Genomic DNA, 26976 nt, shown 5'->3' on the forward strand with positions numbered 1-26976 from the left:
GGAGGCGGCCACCCTCCAGGTGACCGCCTCCTGCTGACTCGGTGCCGTATCAGCCGATACGCACGTAACTCGGGGAGTCGTAGACCGGGACCAGCGAGACCACGTCGCCCGGCTTGGGGGCGTGGATCATCATGCCGTTGCCCGCGTAGATGCCCACGTGGTGGCCGTAGTAGACCAGGTCACCGGGCTGGGCCTCCGCAGCAGAGACGTGGGTGCCCGCGGCGCCCTGGGCCCAGGAGGTACGGGGCAGGGAGATGCCCGCCTGCTTGTAGACGAACTGCACCAGGCCGGAGCAGTCGAAGCCCGAGGGGCTGGAGCCGCCGTAGACGTAGGGGGTGCCCAGGTACTGGGAGGCGATAGCCACGACGCTACTGCCCGCGGCGGAGGCCGGGACCTCGTAGGAGCGCGCGGCAGCCGGGGCGGCCTCGGACTGACGCTCGGAGCCTCCCGTCTGACCAGCAGTCCTGGACTCAGAGGCAGCCTCCTCACGCGCCTGCTCAGGCTCCTCCTCCTGAACGGCCTGGGGCTGGGGGGCGGGCGCAGCCTCAGCCACAGCCTCGGCGACGGCGGAGCCCTGCCACTGAGCGTCAGCGGCAACGGTCACGGCCTCGTTTACGGTGACAGCCTCACGAACTGGGGCCGCAAGGGCGCCGATACCGGCCTCCAGGGAGCCAGCGGACTCACCGACCTCAGTAGCGGTCGAGGCGGCGACGGCGGCACCAGAGCCGACCATCGCGATAGCCAGTCCGGAGGTGGCTGCGACGGCGAGGCCAAGGCGTGCGGAGGGTGCGACCTCCGACAGGGGGGTCAGGGCCCTGGTCGCCTTGCGGTGGCGTGCCTTTGTCGTGGCGGTCATCTCTCATCTCCTTGCAGATTCTGCCGACTCGAGGTCTGACAAACGAACAACTGCAACCTACCTGGGACTTGACCACCTTGTCATCGCGTAGTGACCCACATTGCGGTGACGCAGACCACATTTATGTAGCATCTCGGACTTCCGCACAGTTTCGCACAGGCCTGTTCGGCGGAGACTTTGCACCGTTCTAGCAAGGAAAACCAGACACAGGCAACCCAAAGCAAACATAAAGCCGCACAGGCACCCAGATGCTCTTGCAAGTACGTGCAAACTGATACAGGCCGGTTTCCGCACCCCGAAACGATCACGAACCGTGCACGGCGCAGGCAGCAAGTCACATGAGGTCAGGCACAGAAGGGCAGGCGCAGGCGCAGACGGTCGTCAGCAGGCTGCTGCCCCGCGGCCAGCCCGTCTCCTGCCGCGCGGACCCGTAGCAGCCAGGCCGCCTCAGCGCTCCAGGAACAGGTGCCGCGCCAGGTCCGGTCGCAGGACCACCGGCTCGTCGTCGTCGACCGCCACCCGGACCCCCTGGCTCACCGGGCGCACCACCACCCGAGCCCCCACGACCACGCCAGCCTCCTCCAGCAGGGCCAGCAGCTCAGCGTCCGCCTGGATCGGCTCCCCCACCCGCTTGACCACCGCCGTGACCTCGCCGTCCCGGGAAGCCCGGTCCGCCGGCACCTCATTGTCGGAAGGGCCGGGGCGCAGGTCGTCACGCTGCGGGATCGGGTTGCCGAAGGGGTCGGTGTCCACCGCCTTGAGGATCTGGGCGAGCCGGTCCTCCACCTGCTCACTCATCACGTGCTCCCAGCGGCAGGCCTCCTCGTGGACCAGCCTGCGGTCCATCCCGATCACGTCCAGCAGCAGCCTTTCAGCAAGACGGTGCTTGCGGATCACCTCCGCCGCCCTACGCCGCCCCTCCTCCGTGAGCTCCAGCGCCCGGTCCTCACCGACCCGGATCAGGCCGTCACGCTCCATGCGGGCCACGGTCTGGGAGACGGTCGGGCCCGAGTGGTCCAGACGCTCCACGATCCTTGCGCGCAAAGGCAGAACGCCGTCCTCCTCCAGCTCGTAGACGGTCTTGAGGTACATCTCAGTGGTGTCAATGAGCTCACTCATCCGGGCTCCCCCTAACTCCTGCGCCGCACGCGCCGACCCCCGGCGCCAGCCCTGCCCCGGCGGGACTGCCAGGACGCGCACAGGATAGCCGGAAGGTCCAGCCCCCACGCGCTCAGACGCGGGTGCCGGAGCGCCGCAGCCACAGCCACGCCCCCGCCGCGACCAGCACAGCCGCCCAGCCACCCACCGCAATCCCCCACCGCGGCCCCCACATGTCACTCACCCAGCCGATCAGCGGCGCCCCCAACGGCGTCGCCCCCAGGAACGCCAGCATGTACAGGCTCAGCACCCGGCCCCGCACCTCCGGATCCGTGGTGAGCTGCACCGTCTGGTTGGCGGCCGTGAGCAGCGTGAGCATGGCCAGCCCCGTAGGCACCGTCATCGCCGCGAAGGACCAGAAGGTAGGCATCACGGACAGCAACAGGCTCATGAGCCCCAGCACCCCCGCCGCCAGCAGCACCATCCGCAGGTCCGGGGCGCGCCGTCGGGCCGCCACCAGCGCCCCCGCCAGGGAACCCACCGCGAACACGGATGAGACCGTCCCGTAGGCCTGGGACTGTAGGTCGAAGACGCTGCGGACCATGGCCGCCATCGTGAGCTGGTAGTTGAGCGTCAGCATGGACACCAGGAAGGCCACCACGATGATGACCCGCAGGTCCGGGCGCTGGCGCACATAGGACAGCCCCTCCCGGATCTGGCCCTTGGCACGGCTCGCGCGCGGCACCTCGCAGAGCTCGTCCACGCGCATCGCCAGCAAGGAGACGGTGGGGAACAGGAAGGACACGGCGTTGAGCAGGAACACCCACCCCGGCCCCACCCAGGCCACCGCCACCCCGGCAGCCGCCGGCCCCAGCAGGCGGGCGGCGTTGAAGGAGGCCGAGTTCAGGCCCACGGCGTTCGCCAGGTTGCTAGGCGGCACCATCCGGGCCACGAACACCTGCCGGGCCGGGGCGTCGTAGGCCGCCGCCACCCCCGTCAGCGCGGCCGCCAGGTAGACGTGCCACAGCTGGGCGTGCCCCAGCAGCACGTCCAGGGCCAGCGCACCGGAGACCGCCGCCAGCACCAGCTGGGTGACCAGCAGCAGCCTGCGGGAGTCCACCCGGTCAGCCACCACCCCGGCGTGGGCCGACAGGAACACCACCGGCAGGAACTGCAGGGCGGTGGTCAGTCCGGTGGCGGAGGCGGAGTCGTTGGTCAGGACCCGCAGCACCAGCCAGTCCTGGGCCACACGCTGCATCCAGGTGCCGGTGTTGGTGACCAGGGCGGCCAGGAACCAGATCCGGTAGTTGCGGATCGCCAAGGACTCGAACGTGCTATGCAGCAGCCTGAGCAACCGGCACCCCCTGTCAACCTCCTACGTCTCGCGCTCTGCGGCCTCCGAGCGGCGGCCACCAGTGACGGCCAGCGGGGCCGTGGCCACGGGCCTGCCGACGACGTCGACCTGGCCCGTCTCAGCCAGGCCAGAGCCGTCTGCGCCGTCCCCGACCCCGGCCTACGCCGTCACTACCTGCCTGCTGCCGCCCGTCTCCGGCCCCGGCAGCACCCTATACCCAGCGGGTCAGCAGAAGCAGGGGCGGGCCCGGTCCTGAGGAACCCGGGCCCGCCCCTGCCTTGCGGTGCGCTTGTCCTGCCCTTCACCCGCCCCTACCTACCGGTCTCGCGGTACATATGTCCCGGTCTCGCGGTACATATGTCCCGGTCTCGCGGTACATATGTCCCGGTCTCGCGGTGAGGGAGGGGGTTGTTAGGAGGGGGTGAGGTGGGGTCAGCCGATGCCGAGGATCTCCTTGATCGGCGTCAGCGTGAAGTAGACGATGAACAGCAAGGAGGAGACCCACATCAGCGGGTGGATGGCCTTGGCCCTCCCCTGCGCCAGCTGGATCACCAGGTAGGCCACGAAGCCCGCGCCGATCCCGTTGGTGATCGAGTAGGAGAAAGGCATCATGATGATCGTGACGAAGGCTGGCAGGGCGACCTCCGGGGCCTTCCAGTCAATCTCCGTAACCTGCGTCATCATCAGGAAGCCCACCACCACCAGGGCCGGGGTGGCCGCCTCGTAAGGCACCATCGAGACCACCGGGGCGATAAACATGCTCAGCAGGAACAGCAGGCCGGTGACCACCGAGGCCAGGCCCGTGCGCGCCCCCTCACCCACGCCCGCCGCGGACTCGATGTAGGAGGTGTTGGAGGAGACCCCGCCAGCACCACCGGCGATCGCCGCCAGGGAGTCCACCACCAGGATCTCCCGGGTTCGCGGCGGGTTGCCCCGCTCGTCAAGCAGGTCACCCTCGGAGCCGATGGCCACCATCGTGCCCATGGTGTCAAAGAAGTCAGCCAGCAGCAGGGAGAAGACCAGCAGCACGACGCTGACCACCCCCACCTTCTCCACCGATCCCAGCAGGTTGAAGTGCCCCAGGGTGGCCAGGCTGGGCAGCTCTACCGGTGAGCCCTGCAAGGAAGGAACCGACAGCGACCAGCCCGTCAGGTTCACCGGGCCGCGCTCCGGGTCGTCGTTGAAGGCCCCCAGGTGTAGGACCGCCTCGATAAGCGCCGCCAGCAAGGTGGAGGTGATGATGCCGATCAGGATCGCCCCCTTCACCCGGCGCACGTGCAGCACCAGGATCAGGAACAGCCCCAGCAGGAACACCAGCACCGGCCAGCCCTGGAGGCTGCCGCCCAGGCCCAGCTCCAGGGGCGTGCCGCCCGGGCGCACCACCTTGGCGTCCACCAGTCCGATCAGCGCGATGAACAGGCCGATGCCCACCGAGATCGCCGTCTTCAGGTAGGCGGGGACCGCCTTGAACACCGCCTCCCGGAAGCCCGTCAGCACCAGCACCAGGATGATGACGCCCTCGATCACGATCAGGCCCATGGCGTCGGCGTAGGTCATGCCCTGGGTCCCAGCGATCGTGTAGGCGATCATGGCGTTGATGCCCAGACCGGCCGCCAGCGCCATCGGGAACCTCGCCACCACGCCCATGAGGATGGTCATGACACCCGCTATGAAGGCGGTGCCGGCGGCGATCTGCTCCGTGGTACCCAAGGGGGCGACCCCGTCGTGAGGAGTGGACAGGATCAGCGGGTTCAGCACGAGGATGTACGCCATCGTGAAGAAGGTGACGAATCCGCCACGGACCTCACGGGCGAGTGTGGAGCCACGCTCCGAGATGTGGAAGAAACGGTCCAGGGCGGGGAACCTAGCCTCCGCCGTGGTCGTGCGAGAAGGAGAAGTGTTACTCACGACACTATGCTGCCAGACATCTTGTGACCAGCCTGAAACGCGGCGCGTACCAGTCTGGGACCCGCTGCCAGGCGCGCGGCCCGGGCGCGGCGCGTCAGGCTCAGCGGGTCGGTAGGGAGGACTCCAGGTCCGCGAGCGCCTTGGCGGCCGCCTCGGGGTCGCTGGCCCGACGGCGGGCCTGGGCCGCGTCCGCTACCGCCTGCGGCAGCTCCAGCAGCAGCCGAGGGTGCTCCTGCGGCTCCGCCGTAGCAGGGCTGGCAGCGTCGGCACCGGTCTGCGCGACCGGCTGGTCCGCAGCAGGCTCCGGGGCGACGACGGCGACGGCGTCCTGGCTGGTATCGGCGGTCTGCGGCTCCTGGACCGGTGGTGCAGAGGCCTCCGGGGCCTCTGCACCTGCCTCAGACCGGTCCTCGACCTGGTCCTCAACCTGCGCCTGCGGGGAGGTGGCCGGTGCGCCGCCACCCTGGCCCCGGCGTCGGCCCCGGGCCGGGCGGGGGGCCGCTGGCTCCTGCTCGCTGGCGGCCTCCGCAGGGGGCTCCTCCTGGGTAGACGCAGCCGGTGCCGCCGTCTTCGTCCTAGCGGCCGACCTGGAGCGGGTGACCCGCCTGGCCTTGGCCCCGCCCTTGGGCTTCGTAGGCGCTGAGGACGCTGGGGCACCGTCCCCGACCTGCTCCCCGGCTTCCTCCTGCTCCGGGGCGTTGGCCGGGGCAGGTGCGGCAGCCGGGTCCTCCCGCGGCTCCGACGCCGTAGCCCCGTCCGCCTCCCGCTGGTCCGCCACCTGGGGCACTGAGCTCTCCTGGGCTGCAGCGGCGTCCCGCTCAGCGGCCTGCTGCTCCTCCAGGGTCACGCCCGCGCGCAGGTCCAGGCCGTCAGTGGCCACCGCCTCCAGGGCCGCCTCGTCCAGCCGGGAGGGGGTGACCGGCCACTCGGGACCCTGGTCGGGCAGGTCGGTCTCCGAGTGCGCCCCACAGCCGTGGTCCAGGGAGACCACCGTGCCGTCGTCGGCGGCCCACTCGTTGGCGCAGACCCCGAAGACGTTGCGCATCGGCCCGGACATGGGCAGGAAGAAGCCGCAGGTGGAGCAGGTGGCGTGGGCCTTGCGCACCCCCTCGGCCTCCGGGCCGTGCTCGCCGTCGTACCACCGCTGGGCGGCCCGCTGGATGCCCTCGGCGCTCAGCACGCGGGGCCGCCCCAGGTCCAGGACGTCCAGGGCGACGGCGTCGGCGTCCTCCCCCGTGGCCTCCCAGCCGGGCTCCAGGCGCTCGTCGGTCTCCCGCCTGGGCAGGCGGTCCGAACGGCTCACGTCCCCCGGCTGCAGGCGGTCCTCCCACGGCACCCAGGCGGGGGCCAGCAGCGCCTCCTCCCCCGGCAGCAGCTCCATCTCACAGATCGTGGCGGTACGGCCGCGCGGCGGGCGGGTCATGGTCACGGCCCAGCGCCAGCCCCGGTAACCAGAGAGGTTGCACTCGAACAGGTGGGTGACCAGCCGCTCCTGGGAGCCCTTGGAGGCGGCGAACAGGCCGACCGAGAGGGGCTCGGTGATCTCCCCCAGGGCCTGGCGTGCCAGCTCGACGGCGGCGGCCGAGGTCAGGGTCTTGTCCTTGGCGGCGGCCGCACGCTCAGCCGGGGTGGGCAGGGAGCCGGGGCGTTCGATGCCCGGGGTCCTTGCGTCTGAGGTCGGCTTCTGCGTGGCGGTGTCAGTCACCCGCCCAGTGTACGGGGCGACGACGACGTGGCCCGCACCCAGCGCAGCCGACCAGGAACCGTCAGCCTTGACGAGGTGTGAGCGCGGCGTCCTCCGGCCCGGTGCTGACCGATCCCGGTACTGCCCGGGCGCGGAGCTGTCCGGGCGTGGTGGAGAGGGGCCACCGCCAAGGCCGCGAGCGGGCAGGCGCTGGCGCGTATACCACCAGCCCCGGAACCGGCAGCGCGGCCGGTCACGGGCCCTCTGGGGGCGGGCTCATCAGAGGCGCTGGCCGAGTACAGGCTCACCGGGGACTGACGGAGACGATGCGGTGCACCGCCACAGTCAGCTCGGTCTGCCGGGACAGGTCCGCCAGGCGTACCCGGCCCTCCTCCACCGCCAGAACACGCACCCGCCGCTCCTGCGTGCCCCCGGCCGGGTCCGCCACCACCAGCCGCACCGGGGTGCGGGCAGCCAGGGCCTGGCGCAGCAGCGCCAGGGCGTGCACCGGGTCCGTGGCCGCCCCCGCCGCGGACCCACCACGCTCCAGCTCAGCCTGCCCAGCCCGCAGCCGCCGCACGAAGGCAACCAGCTCACGCTCGCCCTGCACGCGGTGACGGGCCTCCAGGAGGCCGCCCGGGCGGCTGGGCGGGGGCGCCGCACGCCGTCGCCCCACCGGGTTTCTGCCAGCCAGCAGCACCTGCCCGGCGGCGTCCTCCAGGACCGGGGCCAGGCCCTTGGCGCGCAGCACCCGCAGCACCTGGCCAGGTGTGGCCGTGGCCGCAAGCACCCCGGGGGCCACCTCCGTCAGCCCCAGCCCGGCCAGGCCGGGATCAGCCAACAGGCCCGCCGCGGTGGCCGGGTCCGCCACCCGTAGCACCGCCGCCACCGCCCGCACCCGCACCCCGCCGTGACGGCGCTCCACGTCCTGCACCAGCACCTCCAGGGCACCAGGCAGCGGTGCGGGACTGAATTCCGCCAGCGCGGCCAGCAGGGAGCGGCCCGTGTGGCCCTGGTCCAGGGCGGCGCGCACGGAGTCGGGCGTGAAGCGCACCGTCAGGGCCGGGTCGCGGGACTCCACCACCCCCGCCACCTCCAGCAGCGCCGCCAGCTCAGGGACGGGGCGGCCCGGCACCACCGCCGTCAGGTCCGACTGGACCAGCAGCAGGTCCACCGGGGTAGACAGGTCCGCAGCCAGGGCCTCCTCCAGGGGCGTGAGCACGGCGTCGGCAGGCTCGTCCGGCCAGGTAGCACGGTGCGGGACGGCGTCGGTCACCTTAGCCACGGCCGCGGCTGAGCCAGACAGACCGCACGCCGCCACCTGTTCCGGGCTGCTGCCTGCCACCGGCAGCGTCACGGCCGCGAGCGCCAGGCCAGCACGCGAGGGGGCGCCCGCCCCGGTCAGGCCCAGCAGCCGCGCCTCCGCCAGCACCGCACTCACCGATCCCGGCGGAAAGGGACGGCGGGGCCGGGCGAAGGTCAGGGCCGCCCGCACCCAGGCGGGGTCTACCGCCGCGCCCTGCGGCAGGGAGGCCAGCAGCCGCAGCAGGCGACGGCGCAGCGCCCCCGCCCAGGCCGCCTCGACGCCGTCGTGCAGGGCCGGGCGCAGGGAGCCTTCATCACCGCGGGAGCCGACCAGCCAGGGGGTGCGCAGGCTGCCTGCCCAGGCCGCCGCCAGCACCGCCCAGCGCTCCGGCACGCTGGCCTGCGCCCAGTCCCGGGCCGTCGCGGAGGGCACCCAGCTGCTGCCCTCCTCGTCCAGGCCCAACAGTCCCGCAGCCGCCGCCAGCTCGATCACGGTGGCGGTGGTGGGCTGGTCCGCGCCCAGGGCCTGGGCGGTGCGGGTCAGGACGCGGGCACCCACGCCGCCGCCGCGCAGGATGGTGCCGCCCTCCTGCCCCCACTCCACGAGCAGCGCCGCCACCAGGCGCACGGCCTCCTCCGCGTGGCGGGCGGACTCGGCCGCCACCACCTCCGCGGGCAGGCGCAGCAGGGCCTCAGTGTCCGGGGGTACCACCGGGTAGGGGCGTGGGGGCGCGCCTGCCGCTGGTGCCAGGGCCTCCAGCAGCCCCGTCACGGGGGCGCCGTCGGCCAGCAGAGCCAGGCGCTCCAGCAGGGCCAGGCTGGCTGCAGCGGCGGTGGTCTCCAGGCCCAGGCGCTGGGAGAGCCGGACGGGACGCTCTGCGCAGAGGGACTGGTCCTGGGGGGCAGCGGCGACTGACGCAGAGGCCTGGGTGGGGGACTGTACGGCTGCGGCCTGGGACTGCTGAGGGCCGCGGAGGGCAGTGCTCCGGGCCCCTGAGGCCGCCTCGAGGGTCTCAGGGGGTCGGGCGGGCGACGGGGCCTCCTCCGGCGGACGGGACCGCGCGTCAGGCGACTGCGCCTCGGGAGTCCCGGCGGCTGGTGCAGTCTGCTGGGCGTCGGCCACCACCTGCTGGGCGACGGCGAGGGTGGGCCCGTCCAGGCGTGCCAGCACCGCCTCGACGCTGCTGCGGCCCCCGGCGCGGGCCGCCAGCGCCGTGAAGCTGGAGACCGCCGGGGCGGCCAGGTCGGGGCGCTCACGCAGCAGCACCGCTACCTCGGCGTCAGGCAGGGCAGCCAGGTGCACCGCCAGCCCCGCCGTCGAGACCACCCGTGCGGGCGCCTGCCCCGGCAGGGAAGGCGCGCCCCCGGGGGCTGCTGCACCGCCGTCCGCACCAGGTGGGACCACTGCCTCCGGCTCCAGACCACTCACCGCCCCAAGGTACTGCGCCTGTCCAGGGCTGCGCGGGACTGCGACGCTCCGCCACCTGCCTCGGCAGGCAGCCCTGACACACCCCTGACCGCCCAGCCAGAGGGCACCGTGCTGCGGCCCACCCCCGGAGGCCGACGCGGCCCATCCCAACACATCTGCAGATATCTACAGACGTATGCAAGAACGGCATACTCCCACATAGATCTGTAGATTGGAGGGTGCCTATGGACCCCGTGCTAAACCCCTACGTCCCCGGAGCGGCCCGCCGCCCCGCCGCAGTGGTGTGGGACGACGCGGCCCTCTCGCACGTCGTGGACCGTTCCGGACGCTACCCGTACTTCATCCAGCAGTTCGGGCAGGAGGCGTGGAACGCCGCAACCGGGAAGCACATCGACGTGCAAGCGGCCGAGCTTGGCGTCGTCTCAGGGCTCGGCCAGCTCGACAATGGGTTCTTCCGTGTCCGCTGGGACCGCACGACCCAGGCCGAGAAGCGTTACCTGCGGGCCATGTGCCCCGAGGGCGAGGACGGCATCGGCAGCGGCGAGGTCGCCAGCCGGCTGCACAAGACCAGCCAGAGCAGAGTCCGCAACTCCCTCATACGCAAAGGCATCGTGTACGCGCCTGACCACGGCGTCGTCGCCTTCACCGTCCCGGGCATGGCCGGATTCATCTCCCGGCAGCACGGCGAGTAGGAGCCCTGCCCCACACGGGCGACCGCGCGCTGACGAGGCTTCACGAGCTGCAAGGTGAACGCCCGCCCCCACATGGATATCCGCTCCTACCGTCCGCGACGTCAGGCGGGTGATACTCGCCCCCATGCCCACCCCGACGACGCCCGGCCTGCCCGACGGCCCCCTGATCGTCCAGTCAGACCGCACCGTGCTGCTGGAGGCCGCCCACCCGCAGGCTGACGCCGCCCGCCGCGCGCTGGCCCCCTTCGCGGAGCTGGAGCGGGCCCCCGAGCACGTGCACACCTACCGCATCACGCCCCTGGCCCTGTGGAACGCGCGCGCCGCCGGGCTGGACGCCGAGACCGTGGTGCACACCCTCATCACCTACTCGCGCTTCCCCGTGCCCCACTCCCTGCTCACCGAGGTCGCCGAGACCATGGGCCGCTACGGGCGGCTCCAGCTGGTCTCCGACCCCGCCCACGGCCTGGTGCTGCACGCCCACGACCAGGCGGTGCTGGAGGAGGTCCTGCGCTCGCGGCGCACCGCCGGGCTGCTGGGCCGCAGGCTGGGAGAGTCCGACGTGCTCGTGCACCCCTCCGAGCGTGGCCACCTCAAGCAGGTGCTCATCAAGCTGGGGTGGCCCGCTGAGGACCTGGCGGGCTACGTGGACGGCGAGGCCCACCCCATCTCCCTGCACGAGGACCCCGCTGGCGCCGCCGCCGGGCAGGCCGGGGCCTTCACGCTGCGCCCCTACCAGCGGGAGGCCGTGGAGGCCTTCTGGGCCGGGGGCAGCGGCGTCGTCGTGCTGCCCTGCGGGGCGGGCAAGACCCTGGTGGGGGCGGCCACCATGGCCCGCAGCTCCACCACCACCCTGGTGCTGGTGACCAACGCCGTCTCCGCCCGCCAGTGGAAGGACGAGCTGCTGCGCTTCACCACCCTGAGCGCGGAGGAGATCGGCGAGTACTCGGGCTCGCGCAAGGAGGTCCGGCCCGTCACCATCGCCACCTACCAGGTGCTCACCACCCGCCGTAAAGGCGTCCACCCCCACCTGGAGCTGCTGGACGCCCACGACTGGGGGCTGATCGTCTACGACGAGGTGCACCTGCTGCCCGCCCCGGTCTTCCGCATGACGGCGGAGCTGCAGGCCCGGCGCAGGCTGGGGCTGACCGCCACCCTGGTGCGGGAGGACGGCCGGGAGGAGGAGGTGTTCAGCCTGATCGGCCCCAAACGCTACGACGCCCCCTGGAAGGAGCTGGAGAACCAGGGCTGGATCGCCCCCGCCAGGTGCACCGAGGTACGCCTGACCCTCAGCGCCGCCGAACGGATGGCCTACGCGACCGCGGAGGCGGAGGACCGCTACCGGCTGGCCGCCACCAGCCCCGCCAAGAACCAGGTGGTGCGCCAGCTGCTGGCCCGCCACCCCGGGGAGCCCGCCCTGGTGATCGGCCAGTACGTGGACCAGCTGGCAGAGCTCGCTGAGCAGCTGGGGGCGCCGGTTATCACCGGGGCGACGACGGTGCGTGAGCGGCAGCGCCTCTACGACGCCTTCCGGGCCGGGGAGGTGGGCACCCTGGTGGTGTCCAAGGTGGCGAACTTCTCCATCGACCTGCCCGGGGCCACGGTGGCGGTGCAGGTCTCGGGGAGCTTCGGCTCACGCCAGGAGGAGGCCCAGCGGCTCGGGCGGATCGTGCGCCCCAAGGAGGACGGCCGCCAGGCGCACTTCTACACGGTGGTGGCGCGCGACACCGTGGACCAGGACCTTGCCGCGCACCGGCAGCGCTTCCTGGCCGAGCAGGGCTACTCCTACCAGGTTATCGACGCCGACTCCCTGTGAGGTCTGCCTGCCCCCGCCCCTCCCTCACCAGCGCCCCAGGTGGCAGCCTCGGCGCTGGCCTGCACGGCAGGCGGGGGCAGAGGGCGGGGCACCGGGACACGGGAGTGGCACAGCCTGCGCGGCAGCAGCCCCCAGCGACCCGCCGTGCGCGCCGCTGGGGGCGAAACAGACACTCGCCACCTTGCCCACCCCGCCCTCCCAGGAGACGATGGTCACGATGACGAAGAACCAGCCTCCGCGCACCGCCGTCCCCCGTAAAACGGCCCTGGGACTGGCCTGTGCCACGCTCGCCACCGCCCCGCTCCTGGTCGCGCCGCCGGCTGCCGCGGCCGCGGCTCCTGCCGGCGCCGCCGTCGCGGTGCAGGGCACCGTGCTGGCTGCCGACAGGACCACCTCCACGACGGTCAAGGGCCACGTCACCGACGACGCAGGCATCCTGGACCGGGAGGAGGCCGCGGAGGTCGTGGCCCAGGTCCGCAAGGACGGTGCCGCCCTGTGGGTGGTCACCATGCGGGACAGCAGCACGACGGCAGACAAGTGGGCGGCACGGGCCTGGGAGGACTCGGGCTTCGGCACCCAGGACCTGCTGCTGGTCATCAACGTGCCCGACAGCGGCGTCAACACCTTCTCCTTTGACGGCTCCAGGAACAACTCGGTGTGGTCCGCCTCCAAGCGGCAGCAGGCGGCCGCCGCCATCCAGGAGAAGCTGAGCCAGGGTGAGTACGACGACGCCGTGGCCGCCGTCGCCAAGGCAGGCCGGTCCGCGGGCGGCTCCTCCGACCGCTCCGCGGACGACTCCTCAGACGAGTCCGCGATTGACGGCGGCGCCCTGGTCGGGGCCGCTGCGGCGCTGGGGGGCGGGGCCGCGGCCGTGGGCGGGGTCATGGCCTACCGGCGCGCCCGCAAGCGCAAGCAGGCCGCAGGGCCGGGCGTCCCGGCTGACGGTAGCCAGGTCTCCACGGAGCAGCTTCAGAAGCAGGCCGGGGCGGCGCTGGTCGCTACGGACAACGCCGTGCGCGCCGCGGCGGAGGAGCTGGCCTACGCCCAGGCGCAGTTCGGGCTCTCCGCCACGGACTCCTTCAGCCAGGCCCTGGAGCGGGCCCAGGAGCACGTGACCGCCTCCTTCGAGCTGCGCAAGCGCCTGGACGACGACGTCCCCGAGACCGAGCAGCAGCAGCGCGCCATGCTCGGTGAGATCATCCGCCGCTGCGAGTCCGCCCACCAGGAGCTCAAGGCGCAGGAGGGGGAGTTCTCCCGCAGGCGCGGGATCGAGGCCAACCTGCCCACCGCTCTGGCGGAGACGCGCCAGCGGGCGGAGGAGACGGCGGGGGCTATCGAGCAGTCCCGCAGCGTCCTGGTCACCTTGCAGGCCATCTACCCGACCAGCTCCCTGGCCTCCGTGGCCTCCGCCCCCGAGCAGGCGGAGCGGCTGCTGGCCGCCGCCCGCACGGCCCTGGCACAGGCCCAGACCTCGGTGGAGTCCGGGCAGCAGGCCGCGGCGGTGGAGCAGGTGCGGATCGCCCAGGCCTCGATCGGGCAGGCGGGCACCCTGGCCGCGCAGGTGACCTCCACCCGCGAGCGGCTAGAGGGGGCCGCCCAGGCGCTGGTGCAGGCCATCAGCTCGATCTCCGCCGACCTCACGGACGCCAAGCGACTGGAGCAGCGGGTTCCTGCCGCCGTCCTGGAGCCCCTGGTCAAGGACGCGGAGCAGGCGGTGGCCGCAGGCAGGCAGGCCAGTGGGAGCGACAGCAACAGTGACCCCCTGGCGGCGCTGGACCGGCTGGCCAAGGCGGAGTCGGCTCTGGACCAGGCCCTGGCCTCCGCCCGGGAGGCTGAGGAGAACGACCGGCGCGCCGCCACCCAGCTGGCGGGCCGTCTGAGTCGGCTGAGCAGCCAGGTGGAGGCGGTTACCACCTACATCACTACCAACCGGGGGGCGGTCGGGCCGCAGGCACGTACCGCCTTGTCCGAGGCCTCCCGGCACCTGGCCACGGCCACGGCCCAGCAGCGCAGCGAGCCGAGCGCCGCCCTGGCGGAGGTCGCCGCCGCTGAGCCGCTGGTGGCGCAGGCCCAGAGCCTGGCTGAGGCGGACGTGCGCCACAGCTCCTACCAGCAGGGCCCGTGGGGCTCAGGCGGTCACGGGCCCTTCGGGGGCAACGGCGGGCGCGGCGGCGGGATCGACCTGGGTTCCCTGGTCCTGGGAGGGATCCTGCTGGGGGGTGGGCGCGGCGGCTACGGCGGCTGGGGCTCCTCCGGCGACCGTGACTGGGACTTCGACCTGGGAGACATCCTGGGCGGAGGCGGCGACGGCGGCGGCTTCGGTGGTGGTTTCGGCGGACGATTCTGACTTCGGTCCCGGCGGCCTGGCAGGCTGGGGCGGCACCTCCCCTCTTGCCTTAGCTGTTTCTACGCACTAAGCGATTCGGTGGCCTGTTTTGCCACGGCGTCACCAGCAACTCTGACAACATCACGCAAGTACGAGCCCAACCTCAACCAAGCACTTGGTCGGCTGGAGGCACCCGCCTCCGGGCCCGCCCGAGCGAACCACAGAAGGGAATCCCCAAAAATGGCCGAGAAGCAGTCGATCCTGGGTCGCATCGCCCAGCTCACGCGCGCCAACATCAACGCTCTCCTCGACCGCGCCGAGGACCCCGAGAAGATGCTGGACCAGCTGGTGCGCGACTACACCTCCTCCATCGCGGAGGCCAAGGACGCCGTCGCCCAGACCATCGGCAACCTGCGCCTGGCCGAGAAGGACCACGACGCCGACGTCGCCGAGGCCCGGGACTGGGGCAACAAGGCCCTGGCCGCCTCCAAGAAGGCTGACCAGCTGCGTGCCGCCGGTGACACCGCAGGCGCCGACAAGTGGGACTCCCTGGCCAAGATCGCCATCACCAAGCAGATCAGCGCCGAGAACGAGGCCAAGGCCGCTGAGCCGATGATCGCCTCCCAGCGCCAGGTGGTGGAGCAGCTCAAGACCGGGCTGAACCAGATGGAGTCGCGCCTGATCGAGCTCAAGAGCAAGCGTGACCAGCTGGTGGCCCGCCAGAAGAGCGCCCAGGCACAGGTCAAGGTCCAGGGCGCCATCCGCTCCATCAACGTCCTTGACCCCACCAGTGAGCTGGCCCGCTACGAGGACCAGGTCCGCCGGGTCGAGGCGCAGGCCGCCGGGCAGATGGAGATCGCCGGGGCCTCCCTGGAGCAGCAGTTCGCGGAGCTGGAGTCCTCCGGTGACGCCCTGGAGGCGGAGGCCCGCCTGGCCGCGCTGAAGGCTGGCAAGCCGCCGGTGCAGATCACCGACGGCGGGGCCAGCCCGAGCAGCGACGGTCCCTCCTACTACTGAGGGCCACTGGCCCGCTGAGGGCGCTGCCGGGCGGTGCGCGCCGCCTGGCCCAGGGCTGCCCCGTGGAAAGCTCCACGGGGCAGCCCTGTTTCGTCGTCCAGATAACTGCCTGAGGAGATGCCGGGTGTCTACCTGACCGCCTGGCTTGCTGACCAGGTACGGAGCAGCTGCACACCTGGCTGACCAGTTGTCCGGCTGCCTGACTTCCTGGGTGCCCGGCTGCCTGCCGGGGGCCTGACCAGGTACCGGACCAGCCACCTGCCAGCCGCCCGGCCTCCTACTTGTCCACAGACTAAGGACGCCCTTACCGGTCTGGTGGTGCGTATGTCCCGGTCTCGCGAGACCGGGACATACGCACCACCAGACCGGGACGTTTGTACCGCGAGACCGGTGAGGTACCGCATGGCTGCCCGCACGCCGTCCGGCAAGCAGCACCACTACCGATACCATTGGCCCATGAGCACCCCGAGCTACCTCCTGGTCGATGGCGAGAACATCGACGCCACCTTGGGCATGAGCGTCCTGGGACGCCGCCCCGAGCCCGATGAGCGTCCCCGCTGGGACCGGGTGCTCGACTTCTGTGACCGCGCCTGGGTGGACGAGTCCGAGGACACCAACGCCCTGTTCTTCCTCAACGCCACCAGCGGCCACATGCCCATGGGCTTTGTGCAGGCGCTTATGGCCATGGACTACCGTCCCGTGCCGCTGCAGGGCTCCGGCAGCCCGGAGGAGAAGGTCGTCGACATCGGTATCCAGCGCACCCTGGAGGCCATCGCTGACCGTGGCACCCAGGCCAACGTGCTGCTCGGCTCCCACGACGGCGACTACGTGCCGCAGGTGGAGCGGCTGCTGGACTCCGGCTGCAGCGTAGGAGTGCTGTGCTTCCGCGAGTTCCTCTCCAGCCAGCTGGCGGCCCTGGAGGACCGGGGCCTGCGGGTCCACGACCTGGAGTCCGACGTGGACGCCTTCACCATCGCCCTGCCCCGGGTCCGTATCATCCCGCTGAGCGACTTCGACCCGACCAAGTTCATCTGAGGGCCCCGGCGCGCCCGCGCGCACCGCCGCCAGCGGAGCCGTTGCGCCGCCGTCGCCCTGCCCCCACACCCACCATACGTTCAGCAAACGTTCAGCCAGCGGCGGCAGGGTGACGCTCATGGATCAGACCCGGACCGAGGCCCACCTCCTCGTCGTCGACGACGAGCCCAACATCCGCGACCTGCTCGCCTCCTCCTTGCGCTTCGCAGGCTTCGAGGTGAGCACCGCCGCAGACGGGAACGGTGCGCTGCACGGCGTCGAGAAGAACCAGCCGGACCTGGTGGTGCTGGACGTGATGCTCCCGGACATGGACGGCTTCACCGTCGCCCGCCGTCTGCGTGAGCGCGACGTCACCACCCCGATCCTCTTCCTGACCGCCCGCGACGACATGGCCGACAAGGTCCAGGGCCTGACCGTCGGCGGCGACGACTACGTCACCAAGCCCTTCGGCCTGGAGGAGGTGGTGGCCCGCATCCGTGCGATCCTGCGCCGCACCCACGCGTCCGAGTCGGAGGATGACGGCACCCTGCGGGTGGCGGACCTGGTCCTGGACGAGGACGCCCACGAGGTGCACCGTGCGGGGGTGGAGGTGGACCTGTCCCCCACCGAGTTCAAGCTCCTGCGCTACCTGATGCTCAACGCCGGGCGGGTGGTCTCCAAGTCCCAGATCCTGGACCACGTCTGGGAGTACGACTGGAACGGGGACGCCGCCATCGTGGAGTCCTACATCTCCTACCTGCGCCGCAAGGTGGACCAGATCGACGACGCCGAAGGCAAGGCCGTGGTACCGCTGATCCAGACCCGCCGCGGGGTGGGGTACATGCTGCGCGAGCCCAAGGCGGACTGAAGGTGCAGGTGGCAGCGCGGCGCAGCCAGCCCGCTGCGTCCCGCAGGCACAAGGCAGAGCCGCGGCGCACGCAACCTGGCCCTGAGGCGCGCAAGGGGCGCCCCCGGGACGTCCTGAGCCACCGGTGGCACGCGCTGCCCCTGGCGGCCCGACTGGTCACCATCACCACCTTGCTCATCACCGTGGGCCTGGTGGCGGTCTCCACCGCCTCCACCTACCTGCTCAGGACCCACCTGCTGAGCCAGGTGGACGAGCAGCTGCAGTCCACCGCCCAGGCCATCGGCTCCCAGGCCCTGGCCCAGATGCGTGACGGCTCTGCCACCTCCATGCCCTCCACCTACTACCTGCAGGTCCAGTACCTGAGCGGGGAGCAGGACGCGCTCGTCTCGGCGGGCACCGCCAGCACCTACGGCACCCCCGTGGTGGGCGAGCTGCGGCTGGAGGACGTGAAGCTGGCTGAGGACAACCTGATCCTGCGCACCGTGGGATCCGACATCCCCGGGCGGCAGTGGCGGGTCATCATCCTGGGGGTCACCGACGGCGTCTCCGGCAGCCAGGAGACCCCCCGCTACCTGGGGGTGGTGGCGATCGGCCTGCCCCTGGCGGACATTGACGAGACGGTGGAGCGCACCCGCCTGGTGGTGGCCTTCACCTCCCTGTGCGTGGTCCTCCTGGGCGGCCTGGCGGCCATGTTCCTGGTGCGGCGCGCCCTGCGGCCCCTGCGGGAGATCGAGTCGGTGGCCGGGCGGATCGCCGACGGCGACCTGTCCGCCCGCGTGCCGACCTCGGAGCCGCCGTCCACGGAGGTCGGCTCTGTGCAGTCCTCCTTGAACAAGATGCTGGCCCGCAACGAGCACGCCTTTGACGTGCAGACCATCGCGCAGGAGCGCATGACCCGCTTCGTGTCGGACGCCTCCCACGAGCTGCGCACCCCCCTGTCCGCCATCCGCGGCTACGGGGAGCTCTACCGCATGGGCGGGGTCCCGGCGGAGCGCACGCAGGAGGTCATGGGGCGGATCGAGTCCGAGGCCAGCCGTATGGGGCGGCTGGTTGACGACCTGCTGCAGCTGGCGCGCATGGACCAGGGGCGGCCCATGGACATGGCGCCTGTGGACCTGCGTGAGGTCGCGGCGGCCGCCCTGACCGACATGAGCGTGCTCGCCCCGGACCGGGAATGCGAGCTGATCGGCCTGGACGGTCCGGAGACCCAGCCGCTGGTGGTCGTCGGGGACCGGGACCGCCTCTCCCAGGTGCTCACCAACCTGCTAGGCAATATCGTGCGCTACACGCCGGAGAACAGCCCGGTGGAGATCGCCCTGGGGGCGCGTCCCCTACGGGCCGACGACGTCGACGGGGGCGTGCAGGGCGTGGAGGCCGCCTCCCTGCTGGCCGACCCCCGTCCCCGGGCGGTGGTGGAGGTGCGCGACCACGGCCCCGGCGTCACCGAGACCGACGCCAAGCGGGTCTTTGAGCGCTTCTACCGGGCCGACACCTCCCGCAACCGGGAGACCGGCGGCTCAGGCCTGGGCCTGGCTATCGTGGCCACGATCGTGGGCGCCCACGGCGGCACTGTGCGAATGCTCACCACTCCGGGCGGCGGGGCCACGGTCCGCATGACCTTCCCTCTTCCCTAAGGACTTTTCGCTGTAATCACAATGTCCTACTAGCCAACAGGCAACCTAGGGGCTGTTAGCTCCACCACAGGCTGGTGGAGACGCGCCGACGCTCCTCCTGCAGGAGGAATCGCCCCACCCACCCAGGAGGCATACGATGAGCCGGTACCTATGTCAGTTTCGGAGGCTTTTCTATGGGCGTGATTGACGCGCCGCAATGGCTTCTCCCGGCTTTCACCCGCTCGGTCTACGCCCTGGGCGCCACTGCTGACCAGCAGCAGGTCCAGGAGTCCTGCGAGGCCCTGCTGAGGCGCTGGTCCACACCGGACCGTCGCTTCCACAACGTGCGCCACGTGATCGACATGCTCGCGCGGGTGGACGAGCTGGCAGACGAGTCCCACAACCCGGACATGATCCGGGTGGCCACCTGGTACCACGGCTGCGTATTCTCCCTGGCGCTGCGCGACACCTACCGGCGCAACGGCGGGGAGGACGAGGTGGCCTCTGCCGCCGAGGCAGCCCGGGACCTGCCCACCCTGGGGGTGCCCGCTCCCACCGTGGACCGGATCTGCAACCTGATCCTGTCCCTGAAGCGTCACAACCTGGTGGACGACATCGACGCCATGGTGCTCAACGACGCCGACCTGGGGACGCTGGCCGTCAACCCCCAGCTCTACCGCTCCTACCGTGACCTGGTGCGCGCGGAGTACGAGCACATCCCGGACCTGGACTACTACCAGGCCCGCCGGGAGATCGTGACCAAGCTGCTCAGCCGGGACAAGCTCTTCGCCTCCCCGCTGGGGGCCCGCTGGGAGCTGCCCGCCCGGGAGAACCTGCAGTCTGAGCTGCGGCAGATCGGCACCCGGCTGGCGGAGCTGGAGGCGACCGCACCCACCGCCCCGGCTGCCGGGAGCAGCAGCACCCGGCCTGCCGTCTCAGCCGCCTCGGCTGACGAGGGCGAGCACACCTCACCCCAGGAGCCCTCCTTCAGCGCCCCACCGGTGCTGCCGGAGCGGGGCCGCGACGTTGTCTCCCCGGTGGGGGCTGTCACCCCCAGGTCGGCTGCCAGCGCCGAGCCGGTAGTGAGTCCTGCGACTGCCATGAGCCCCGCCTCCGCCCTGAGCCCGGGGCGGGTAGCCAGCCCCGCGGAGGCCGGTGGACAGCGCCGGGCTGAGGCACAGCGCGACGACCTGCCACGGGTGGAGGAGCCGGAGCGGGACGAGCCGCGCCCGGAGCGCCCCCGGCACTCTGGCAGCAACGTGCACACGACGTCGATGGAGTCCTGTGCCGAGGACCTGGAGGAGCTGCTGGCCAAACCGGTCAACCCGGCCTCTCCGCGTACCCGCCAGGAGCTGGCGGAGGCACACCGGGCCAAGGTCTGCCAGCTGGTGCAGGCCAAGAGCGAGGCGGCTAAGGCCTTGCGGGAGACCCGCACCGCCGCCCTGTCTGCCAGCTCGGCGGACCTGGACCAGGACGAGGACGCCGAGGAGTCCTGAGCTCCGGGCCCTGGTGCTGGTGCTGGTGCTGGTGAGACCCTGTGCTGCCCAAGGACCTCCCCTGTGCCTGCTCAAGGCGCAGGGGCCCTGGCGGAGCCTTTGGCGTCGCCGGGTCCTGCCCTGACGCCCTGGCCCAAGGCTCCCTGCCGACCTCCAGCGCTCCACAGGGGCTCTGGCGCAGCGGTAGTCCACAGCGAGCCGCCTGGTGTCTGCTGCAGGGCCGGGCCCGCCCTTAGCGTGGAACCTGAGGCCACCACCGGGGTGGCACAGAGAAAGGCCCACCATGAGCACCTACACCGTCGACACCGCTGCCGTAGCCGCCACTGCCGCACGTACCCGCACCCGCATCTCCACCATCCAGGCGGAGGTTGACGCCATGAACACTGACCTGGCTACCCTCCAGTCCTCCTGGACCGGGTCGGCCTCAGCCTCCATGGGGGACTGTGGGGCGCAGTGGCACGTCACCCAGCTCCAGGTGCAGTCCAGCCTGGACTACATCGGCTCCGCCCTGGACCAGGCCGCTGTCTCCTACGACGACGCCGAGACCGCCAACCGCAACCGCTTCATTCCCGCCTGAGGTGCCGCTCCCCGAACGGGTTGGCCTGCGCTCTCCAGGCACCCGGCTGGCCGCCCGGTAAAGCCGGTTGACCTGCCTGGCTGTCGGCTCTGCCCGGCTGCCCGCCCTGCCAGGTCTGTCCGTCTCGCTGCACCGGCCGACAGCAGCACGACGGCGGGCCGCCCACCTGCCCGCGCAGGGGACGGCCCGCCGTCGTCGAGAAGCACTCTCGAGGGAGAACAATAATGTCCAGCAATTCCTCTTATGCCAGGCCCCCACCGGCCGCCATGCCACTATGGTCTCATGAACACCCCGTCACCCGCCGACGTATTCTTCAGCCTGTTAAGGTGGATAGGGATACCGACATTGGTACTCCTTCCGCTCCAGCTTGCATTCTCCCTAATGGATTGGCTTAATTTCATTAAGAAGACCAGGGAGCGCATCGGCAATGCGGCAGACCAGACGCTCCGGCACTGGAAGCACCTCAGGCAGGCACCACCGTTCAGGCTCATCGCGCACGTTCTCGCCCAGGGAGCCCTGCTCGCCTGCACGTACTCCGCCTTCAGGCTTGCCCACGGCATGTCCATCGACAACATACAAGGTCGCTCGATCGCTGACGGGCGCTCCTTCACCTGGCACGAGCTGTGGACAAACTGCACCACCTACGACGGCGCGGCCCCGCTTGCCATAAAGGCTCTCCAGTTCACGGCAGGGTGCCTCATCGTAATTAACAGCGCCTACGCCTTGGACCTGACGGCGCTGAAGAGCGTGTCCCGGAAGGTCTGCGCTGTTCTCTTGGCTCTCGCGCTAGGCGGGGGCGCGATAATTTTCCTGGTAGGGCTGATGGTCCTGTGCCTGGCAACGGTAATGCACCACCCGGACTACAACGTCGAGATGGTCTCGCTCTACGCCTTGTGGGTGCTTTTCCTCTGGGGAGGCGCAGGCGCACTACGGCTGTTGCTCAGTACCTGCGAGGCTGTCTACAGGCGTCCCCCGCAGGCGCCAGGTAATTCGGGGTCGCAGCTCCGTCTCGGCCACCTGTAGCGAGGCAAAAAGCTCAGGCAGCTGAGCCCCTAACGGAGACGACGGCGGGCCGCCCACCTGCCTGCGCAGGGGACGGCCCGCCGTCGTCGGTTACGGCTCCGGCTCAGCCTAGCGGCTGGAACCTACCGGCAGCCTGTGCTGAGCGCCTGGCTCAGTACATGCCGCCCATGTCCTCGCCGTGGCCACCGGCGGCCGGGGCCGGGGGCTCCGGCTTGTCGGCGACGACGGCCTCGGTGGTCAGGAACAGGCCCGCGATGGAGGCGGCGTTCTGCAGGGCGGAGCGGGTGACCTTGACCGGGTCGGCGATGCCGCTGGCCAGCAGGTTCACGTACTCGCCGGTGGCGGCGTTCAGGCCCTCACCGACGGGCAGGTTGCGCACGCGGTCCACCACGACGCCGCCCTCGTAGCCCGCGTTGACAGCGATCTGCTTGAGCGGGGCCTCCAGGGCTACCTTGACGATGTTGGCGCCCGTGGCCTCGTCGTCGGAGAGCTCCAGGGAGGCCAGGGCCTCAGCAGCCTGGATCAGGGCCACGCCACCACCGGCGATGATGCCCTCCTCCACGGCGGCCTTAGCGTTGCGGACGGCGTCCTCAATGCGGTGCTTGCGCTCCTTGAGCTCGACCTCGGTGGCGGCACCGGACTTGAGGACCGCGACCCCGCCGGCCAGCTTGGCCAGGCGCTCGGAGAGCTTCTCACGGTCGTACTCAGAGTCGGACTTCTCGATCTCGGCGCGGATCTGGGAGACGCGGGCGTCGATCGCCTCCTTGTCCCCAGCACCCTCGACGATGGTGGTGTCGTCCTTGGTGACGACCACCTTGCGGGCCTTGCCCAGGTCCTCCAGGGTGGCGGTCTCCAGCTTGAGGCCGACGGTCTCGGAGATCACGGTGCCACCGGTCAGGATCGCCATGTCCTGCAGCATGGCCTTGCGGCGGTCACCGAAGCCGGGGGCCTTGACGGCCACGGACTTGAAGGTGCCGCGCAGGCGGTTGACCACCAGGGTGGCCAGGGCCTCGGCCTCGACGTCCTCGGCGATGATCGCCAGCGGCTTGCCGGTCTGCATGACCTTCTCCAGCAGCGGCAGCAGGTCCTTGACGTTGGAGATCTTGGACTCGACCAGCAGGACGTAGGTGTCCTCCAGGACCGCCTCCTGGCGGTCGGCGTCGGTCACGAAGTAGGGGGAGATGAAGCCCTTGTCGAAGCGCATGCCCTCGGTGACCTCCAGCTCCAGGCCGAAGGTGTTGGACTCCTCGACGGTCACGACGCCCTCGTGCCCGACCTTCTCCAGGGCCTCAGCGATCAGCTTGCCGATCTGCTCGTCAGCGGCGGAGATGGAAGCGGTGGCGGCGATCTCCTCGGGGGTCTCGACCTCCTTGGCGTCGGCCAGCAGGCGCTTGACGACGGCCTCCACGGCCTTGTCGATGCCGCGGCGCAGGGCGATGGGGTTCGCACCAGCGGCCACGTTGCGCAGGCCCTCACGCACGAGCGCCTGGGCGAGCACGGTGGCGGTGGTGGTGCCGTCGCCGGCGACGTCGTCAGTCTTCTTGGCGACCTCCTTGACGAGCTCGGCGCCGATCTTCTCGTAGGGGTCCTCGAGCTCGATCTCCTTGGCGATGGTCACACCGTCGTTGGTGATGGTGGGGGCGCCCCACTTCTTGTCCAGGACGACGTTGCGGCCCTTGGGGCCAAGGGTGACCTTGACGGTGTCGGCCAGGGTGTTCAGACCCCGCTCCATACCGCGGCGGGCCTCCTCGTTGAAGGCGATGATCTTGGGCATTGGTTTCCTCCACTGAGGGTGGGGCCGGGCGGTGCCCGCGACGGACGAGACAGCCCCAGCCGTTCACGTCACGGCTGGCGCCGCCCCTCACCTTCCGGCTGGGTTGGCTCACCCCGGGCTGTCACTCGACGGCCCTGAGTGCTAACCGCAATGCTGGCACTCTCGGGTCGAGAGTGCAAGACGCCCGCCACCCCGGCCCCGCCTGTACGCCGACGGCGTGCAAGGCCCGCCCCCCCCGGTGCGCAGGCTGCCCCGCCCGGCGCCTAGCTGTCCACAGGTACCGGTCTCGTGAGCCCGTTGTCCCGGTCTCGCGGTCCATATGTCCCGGTCTCGCGAGAGAGGCGGTGGCGGGAGAGGAGGCCGTGGCGGGGGGCCAGCAGCCAGGCCAGGGCGAAGCAGGTGGTCAGTACCAGCACGATCGTCGCCCCCGTGGGCACGTCCACGGACCAGGACAGGTACAGGCCCACCACCCCGGCGCCGCTGCCGATAGCCGGGGCCAGCAGCATCATGGTGGCCAGCCGGTCGGTGAGCAGCCGCGCGGTGGCCGCCGGGGTCACCAGCAGCGCCAGCACCAGCACGTTGCCGATGGTCTGCACGGAGATCACCACCGCCAGCGACACCGCCACGTACAGCAGCACGTCCAGGGCCAGCACCGGCAGGCCCGCGGCCCGCGCCGTCTCCCGGTCCAGGCTCACCGCCACCAGCGGCCGGTTGAACAGGGCCAGCGCCACCACCACCAGCACGCCCCCGCCCAGGGCCACCGGGATGTCCGAGGCCGGCACCCCCGTGATGGACCCGAACAGGAAGTCCTGCAGGCTGCCCGCGTATCCCGGAGCCCGGGCGATCACCACCACCCCCAGCGCGAAGGCCCCCACAAAGAGCACCCCGATCACCGAGTCCTCCTTGAGCCGCCGGTTCTGGCTGAGCAGGGCCACCAGCACCGCCGTCGCCACGCCCGCCACGGCGCCCCCCAGCACCAGGGAGCCCGAGAGCAGGAAGGCCACCGCCAGGCCGGGGAACACCGAGTGGGCCACGGCGTCGCCGATAAAGGCCATGCCCCGCAGCACCACGTGCACCCCCACCACGCCGCACACGACGGCGCAGACCACCGCCATGAGCAGCGCCCGCGGTAGGAAGGCCAGCACCGGGTTGAACAGGTCGTTTATGAAGTCGAGGGGGGTCAGCACGCGGACACTCCTAGGGCGGCCAGCAGGGGGTTGTCGGGGCGCACGGAGAAGGTGCGGATCCAGGTCTGGGCGTCGGAGAGCTCCGCGGGCGTGCCGTCCGCCACCACCGTGCGGTTGACCAGGCACAGGCGGTCGCACTGGGCGCGGGCCCCGATCAGGTCGTGGGTGGTCATGAGCACGGCGCAGCCCTCACCCGCCAGCTCCTTGAACAGGTCCATCAGCAGCTCCTGGGTGGGCATGTCCAGGCCGGTGAAGGGCTCGTCCAGCAGCAGGACAGCAGGCTCCAGGGCCAGGGCCCGGGCCACCAGCACGCGCTGGCGCTGCCCCCCGGAGAGCTCGCCCACGGGCCGCTCCGCCAGGGCGTCCATGCCGGTGCGCAGCAGGGCCCGCTCCACCGCCACGTGGTGCTCCTTGCGGGGACGGCGCAGCAGGCCCAGGCGCACGGTCACGGCCCCCAGCACGGCGTCGCGCACGCTGATGGGAAAGTCCCAGGCGAACTCGTGGCGCTGGGGCACGTAGCCGATCTCCCCCTCCACACGGACCTGCCCGGCCCGCCTGGGGGTCAGGCCCAGCACCGCCCGCAGCAGGGTGGTCTTGCCCGCGCCGTTTGGTCCGATCAGTCCCACCAGCTCGCCGGGGCGCACGCCCAGGTCCACGTCGTGCAGGACCTGCCGGCCGCCGAGGTCCACCGCCAGGCCGCTGACCTCCAGCACCGGCTGGCTCATGCCTGGCCGTCCTGGTCCGCGGCCTCGCTGGCGGGCTCACTGCTGGCCTTGCTGGTGGTCTCGCGCGGCGCGTCCTGCGGACCGACGGCGGCGCGGCCAGCGGCACGCACCTCAGCGATCGCGGCGGCGCGCTCAGCGGCGGCCTTACGGCGCAGCCGTGCCGCCACCACGCCGCCTCCCAGCAGCAGCGCCAGGGCAAGGGCGCCCAGCAGGTACCAGCGGGTCGGGCTGTCGGCGGCGGAGCCGGTCGCGGGGGACTCTGCGGCCCCACCGGTGGTGGCCGGGGCGCCGGTGGCCTGGCCGGGGGCCTGCGCGGCGGCACCGTCCTCAGGGACGGGGGCCTGCAGGGCCTCCTCGGTGGAGGTCTGGCTGCCCACGGCGAAGCGCAGGGTGGAGCTGGCGGAGAGGGTCTGCCCGTCCACGGTCTGCGCGGAGAAGGTCAGGCGGGCCAGGTAGACCCCGGGCTCGGTGAAGACCCAGTTGGCGTGCACGTGCGTGTTCACGTCCACCCACACGTCCTGGGCCTGCGGCTTCTGCCCGTCCACCAGCAGCAGAGGCTCCCCGAAGGTGCCGTTCTGCAGGAACATCCAGGACCTGCCGGGGCCGGTTACCGGGCCGATGCTCATGGTCGCCCCCCGGTCCACCAGGCCGGTGACGCTGGGGTCCTGGGTGTTCCAGCCCAGCCACACGACCTCGGGGTTCTGGGTCTGGGGCACCACGTACCAGCGCTCACCGGCCTGGCCGCCCATGAAGGAGTAGGCGGGTTCGGTGGGGGCGTCCAGCAGGGCGGCGTCACTGACCTGGATGACGGTGCTGGCGGGGTCGCGCCACACCGGCTGGTCCCCGGAGTCGTCGCGCAGCTGCACGGACCACTGGCCGTCTACCACGCGCGGCCCCACGTCCACGTGCCCTGAGCCGACCACGGCGGGCTCCTGGGAGACGGTCTCGTCGGCGCTGACGGTCTGCTGGAGGGCCGGGTCGGTGGCGTTGTCCCCGGGGGCCGCCACCGCCCCCGGGATCGGCAGAGGCAGCAGCAGGGCGGCCAGCAGGGCCGCTCCCAGCAGGGCGGCGGGGCGACGGCGTCGGCGGTCCGGGCCGGGGCGGGTGGTCAGTTGGGGGCGGTGGAGTCGCATTCGGGTTCCGATCTGCTGGGAGGTGGGGAGCGCCTGCATCTCTGGGAGGGCAGGTGCAGGGTCTGTCTGGGGCGGACGCCTGGC

General features: G+C 71.5%; 20 protein-coding genes. 10 read left to right on the top strand and 10 right to left on the bottom strand.

Annotation, left to right across the window (positions count from 1 at the left end):
* Positions 1-49 precede the first annotated feature (49 nt).
* The 6 genes from JG540_RS09080 to JG540_RS10625 form a co-directional block, all read right to left on the bottom strand.
* On the bottom strand, positions 50-856 hold the full coding sequence (locus JG540_RS09080; protein WP_200275503.1) for a C40 family peptidase: 807 nt from the start codon (positions 854-856) through the stop codon (positions 50-52).
* A gap of 447 nt (positions 857-1303) precedes the next feature.
* Positions 1304-1975 carry a metal-dependent transcriptional regulator gene (locus JG540_RS09085; protein ID WP_200275505.1) on the bottom strand — a complete coding sequence of 224 codons (672 nt, stop codon included), beginning with the start codon at positions 1973-1975 and terminating at the stop codon, positions 1304-1306.
* A gap of 112 nt (positions 1976-2087) precedes the next feature.
* Entirely contained in the window at positions 2088-3296 is a 1209-nt protein-coding gene (locus JG540_RS09090) for an MFS transporter (RefSeq protein WP_200278331.1), read from the bottom strand.
* Positions 3297-3740: 444 nt separating this feature from the next.
* Entirely contained in the window at positions 3741-5216 is a 1476-nt protein-coding gene (locus JG540_RS09095) for an NCS2 family permease (RefSeq protein ID WP_200275507.1), read from the bottom strand.
* Between the two features lie 100 nt (positions 5217-5316).
* Positions 5317-6921 (bottom strand): DUF3027 domain-containing protein, encoded by a 1605-nt coding sequence (locus tag JG540_RS09100; RefSeq protein WP_234042784.1) that lies wholly within the window; start codon positions 6919-6921, stop codon positions 5317-5319.
* 283 nt (positions 6922-7204) lie between these two features.
* Positions 7205-9634 (bottom strand): helicase-associated domain-containing protein, encoded by a 2430-nt coding sequence (locus JG540_RS10625; protein ID WP_267977938.1) that lies wholly within the window; start codon positions 9632-9634, stop codon positions 7205-7207.
* Between the two features lie 224 nt (positions 9635-9858).
* On the opposite strand from JG540_RS10625, the gene JG540_RS09110 reads away from it, so the two are divergent.
* From JG540_RS09110 to JG540_RS09155, 10 genes are all read left to right on the top strand, one after another.
* A complete protein-coding gene (locus JG540_RS09110) occupies positions 9859-10326 on the top strand; it encodes a hypothetical protein (RefSeq protein ID WP_200275509.1) in 468 nt (155 codons plus the stop codon).
* A 124-nt stretch (positions 10327-10450) separates the two neighbouring features.
* Positions 10451-12139 (top strand): DNA repair helicase XPB, encoded by a 1689-nt coding sequence (locus tag JG540_RS09115; protein ID WP_200275511.1) that lies wholly within the window; start codon positions 10451-10453, stop codon positions 12137-12139.
* A 217-nt stretch (positions 12140-12356) separates the two neighbouring features.
* Positions 12357-14486 carry a TPM domain-containing protein gene (locus JG540_RS09120; RefSeq protein WP_200275513.1) on the top strand — a complete coding sequence of 710 codons (2130 nt, stop codon included), beginning with the start codon at positions 12357-12359 and terminating at the stop codon, positions 14484-14486.
* Between the two features lie 219 nt (positions 14487-14705).
* Positions 14706-15482 (top strand): PspA/IM30 family protein, encoded by a 777-nt coding sequence (locus tag JG540_RS09125; RefSeq protein WP_200275515.1) that lies wholly within the window; start codon positions 14706-14708, stop codon positions 15480-15482.
* Between the two features lie 456 nt (positions 15483-15938).
* Positions 15939-16517 carry an NYN domain-containing protein gene (locus tag JG540_RS09130; RefSeq protein ID WP_200275517.1) on the top strand — a complete coding sequence of 193 codons (579 nt, stop codon included), beginning with the start codon at positions 15939-15941 and terminating at the stop codon, positions 16515-16517.
* 118 nt (positions 16518-16635) lie between these two features.
* Positions 16636-17364 (top strand): response regulator transcription factor, encoded by a 729-nt coding sequence (locus tag JG540_RS09135; protein WP_200275519.1) that lies wholly within the window; start codon positions 16636-16638, stop codon positions 17362-17364.
* A gap of 2 nt (positions 17365-17366) precedes the next feature.
* Complete coding sequence (locus tag JG540_RS09140) at positions 17367-18998, top strand: sensor histidine kinase (RefSeq protein WP_325132922.1); 1632 nt, start codon at positions 17367-17369, stop codon at positions 18996-18998.
* A 173-nt stretch (positions 18999-19171) separates the two neighbouring features.
* Entirely contained in the window at positions 19172-20473 is a 1302-nt protein-coding gene (locus tag JG540_RS09145) for a hypothetical protein (RefSeq protein ID WP_200275521.1), read from the top strand.
* A 283-nt stretch (positions 20474-20756) separates the two neighbouring features.
* Positions 20757-21050, top strand: a complete 294-nt coding sequence (locus tag JG540_RS09150) for a WXG100 family type VII secretion target (protein ID WP_200275523.1) — start codon at positions 20757-20759, stop codon at positions 21048-21050.
* Positions 21051-21332: 282 nt separating this feature from the next.
* On the top strand, positions 21333-22073 hold the full coding sequence (locus JG540_RS09155) for a hypothetical protein (protein WP_200275524.1): 741 nt from the start codon (positions 21333-21335) through the stop codon (positions 22071-22073).
* Positions 22074-22224: 151 nt separating this feature from the next.
* On the opposite strand, the gene groL is transcribed toward JG540_RS09155, so the two are convergent.
* The 4 genes from groL to JG540_RS09175 all read right to left on the bottom strand — a co-directional run bounded on the left by groL (position 22225) and on the right by JG540_RS09175 (position 26892).
* Positions 22225-23847 (bottom strand): chaperonin GroEL, encoded by a 1623-nt coding sequence (gene groL / locus JG540_RS09160; protein ID WP_200275525.1) that lies wholly within the window; start codon positions 23845-23847, stop codon positions 22225-22227.
* A 263-nt stretch (positions 23848-24110) separates the two neighbouring features.
* Positions 24111-25034 carry an anchored repeat-type ABC transporter permease subunit gene (locus JG540_RS09165; protein WP_200275526.1) on the bottom strand — a complete coding sequence of 308 codons (924 nt, stop codon included), beginning with the start codon at positions 25032-25034 and terminating at the stop codon, positions 24111-24113.
* Positions 25028-25759 (bottom strand): anchored repeat-type ABC transporter ATP-binding subunit, encoded by a 732-nt coding sequence (locus JG540_RS09170; RefSeq protein WP_200275527.1) that lies wholly within the window; start codon positions 25757-25759, stop codon positions 25028-25030. The genes JG540_RS09165 and JG540_RS09170 overlap by 7 nt, the downstream gene beginning before the upstream one ends.
* A complete protein-coding gene (locus JG540_RS09175; protein WP_200275528.1) occupies positions 25756-26892 on the bottom strand; it encodes a choice-of-anchor M domain-containing protein in 1137 nt (378 codons plus the stop codon). Before JG540_RS09175 ends, JG540_RS09170 begins: the two co-directional genes overlap by 4 nt.
* Positions 26893-26976: the final 84 nt, after the last annotated feature.

It is taken from the genome of Actinomyces weissii (assembly GCF_016598775.1).
GTDB classification, from domain to species: domain Bacteria; phylum Actinomycetota; class Actinomycetes; order Actinomycetales; family Actinomycetaceae; genus Actinomyces; species Actinomyces weissii.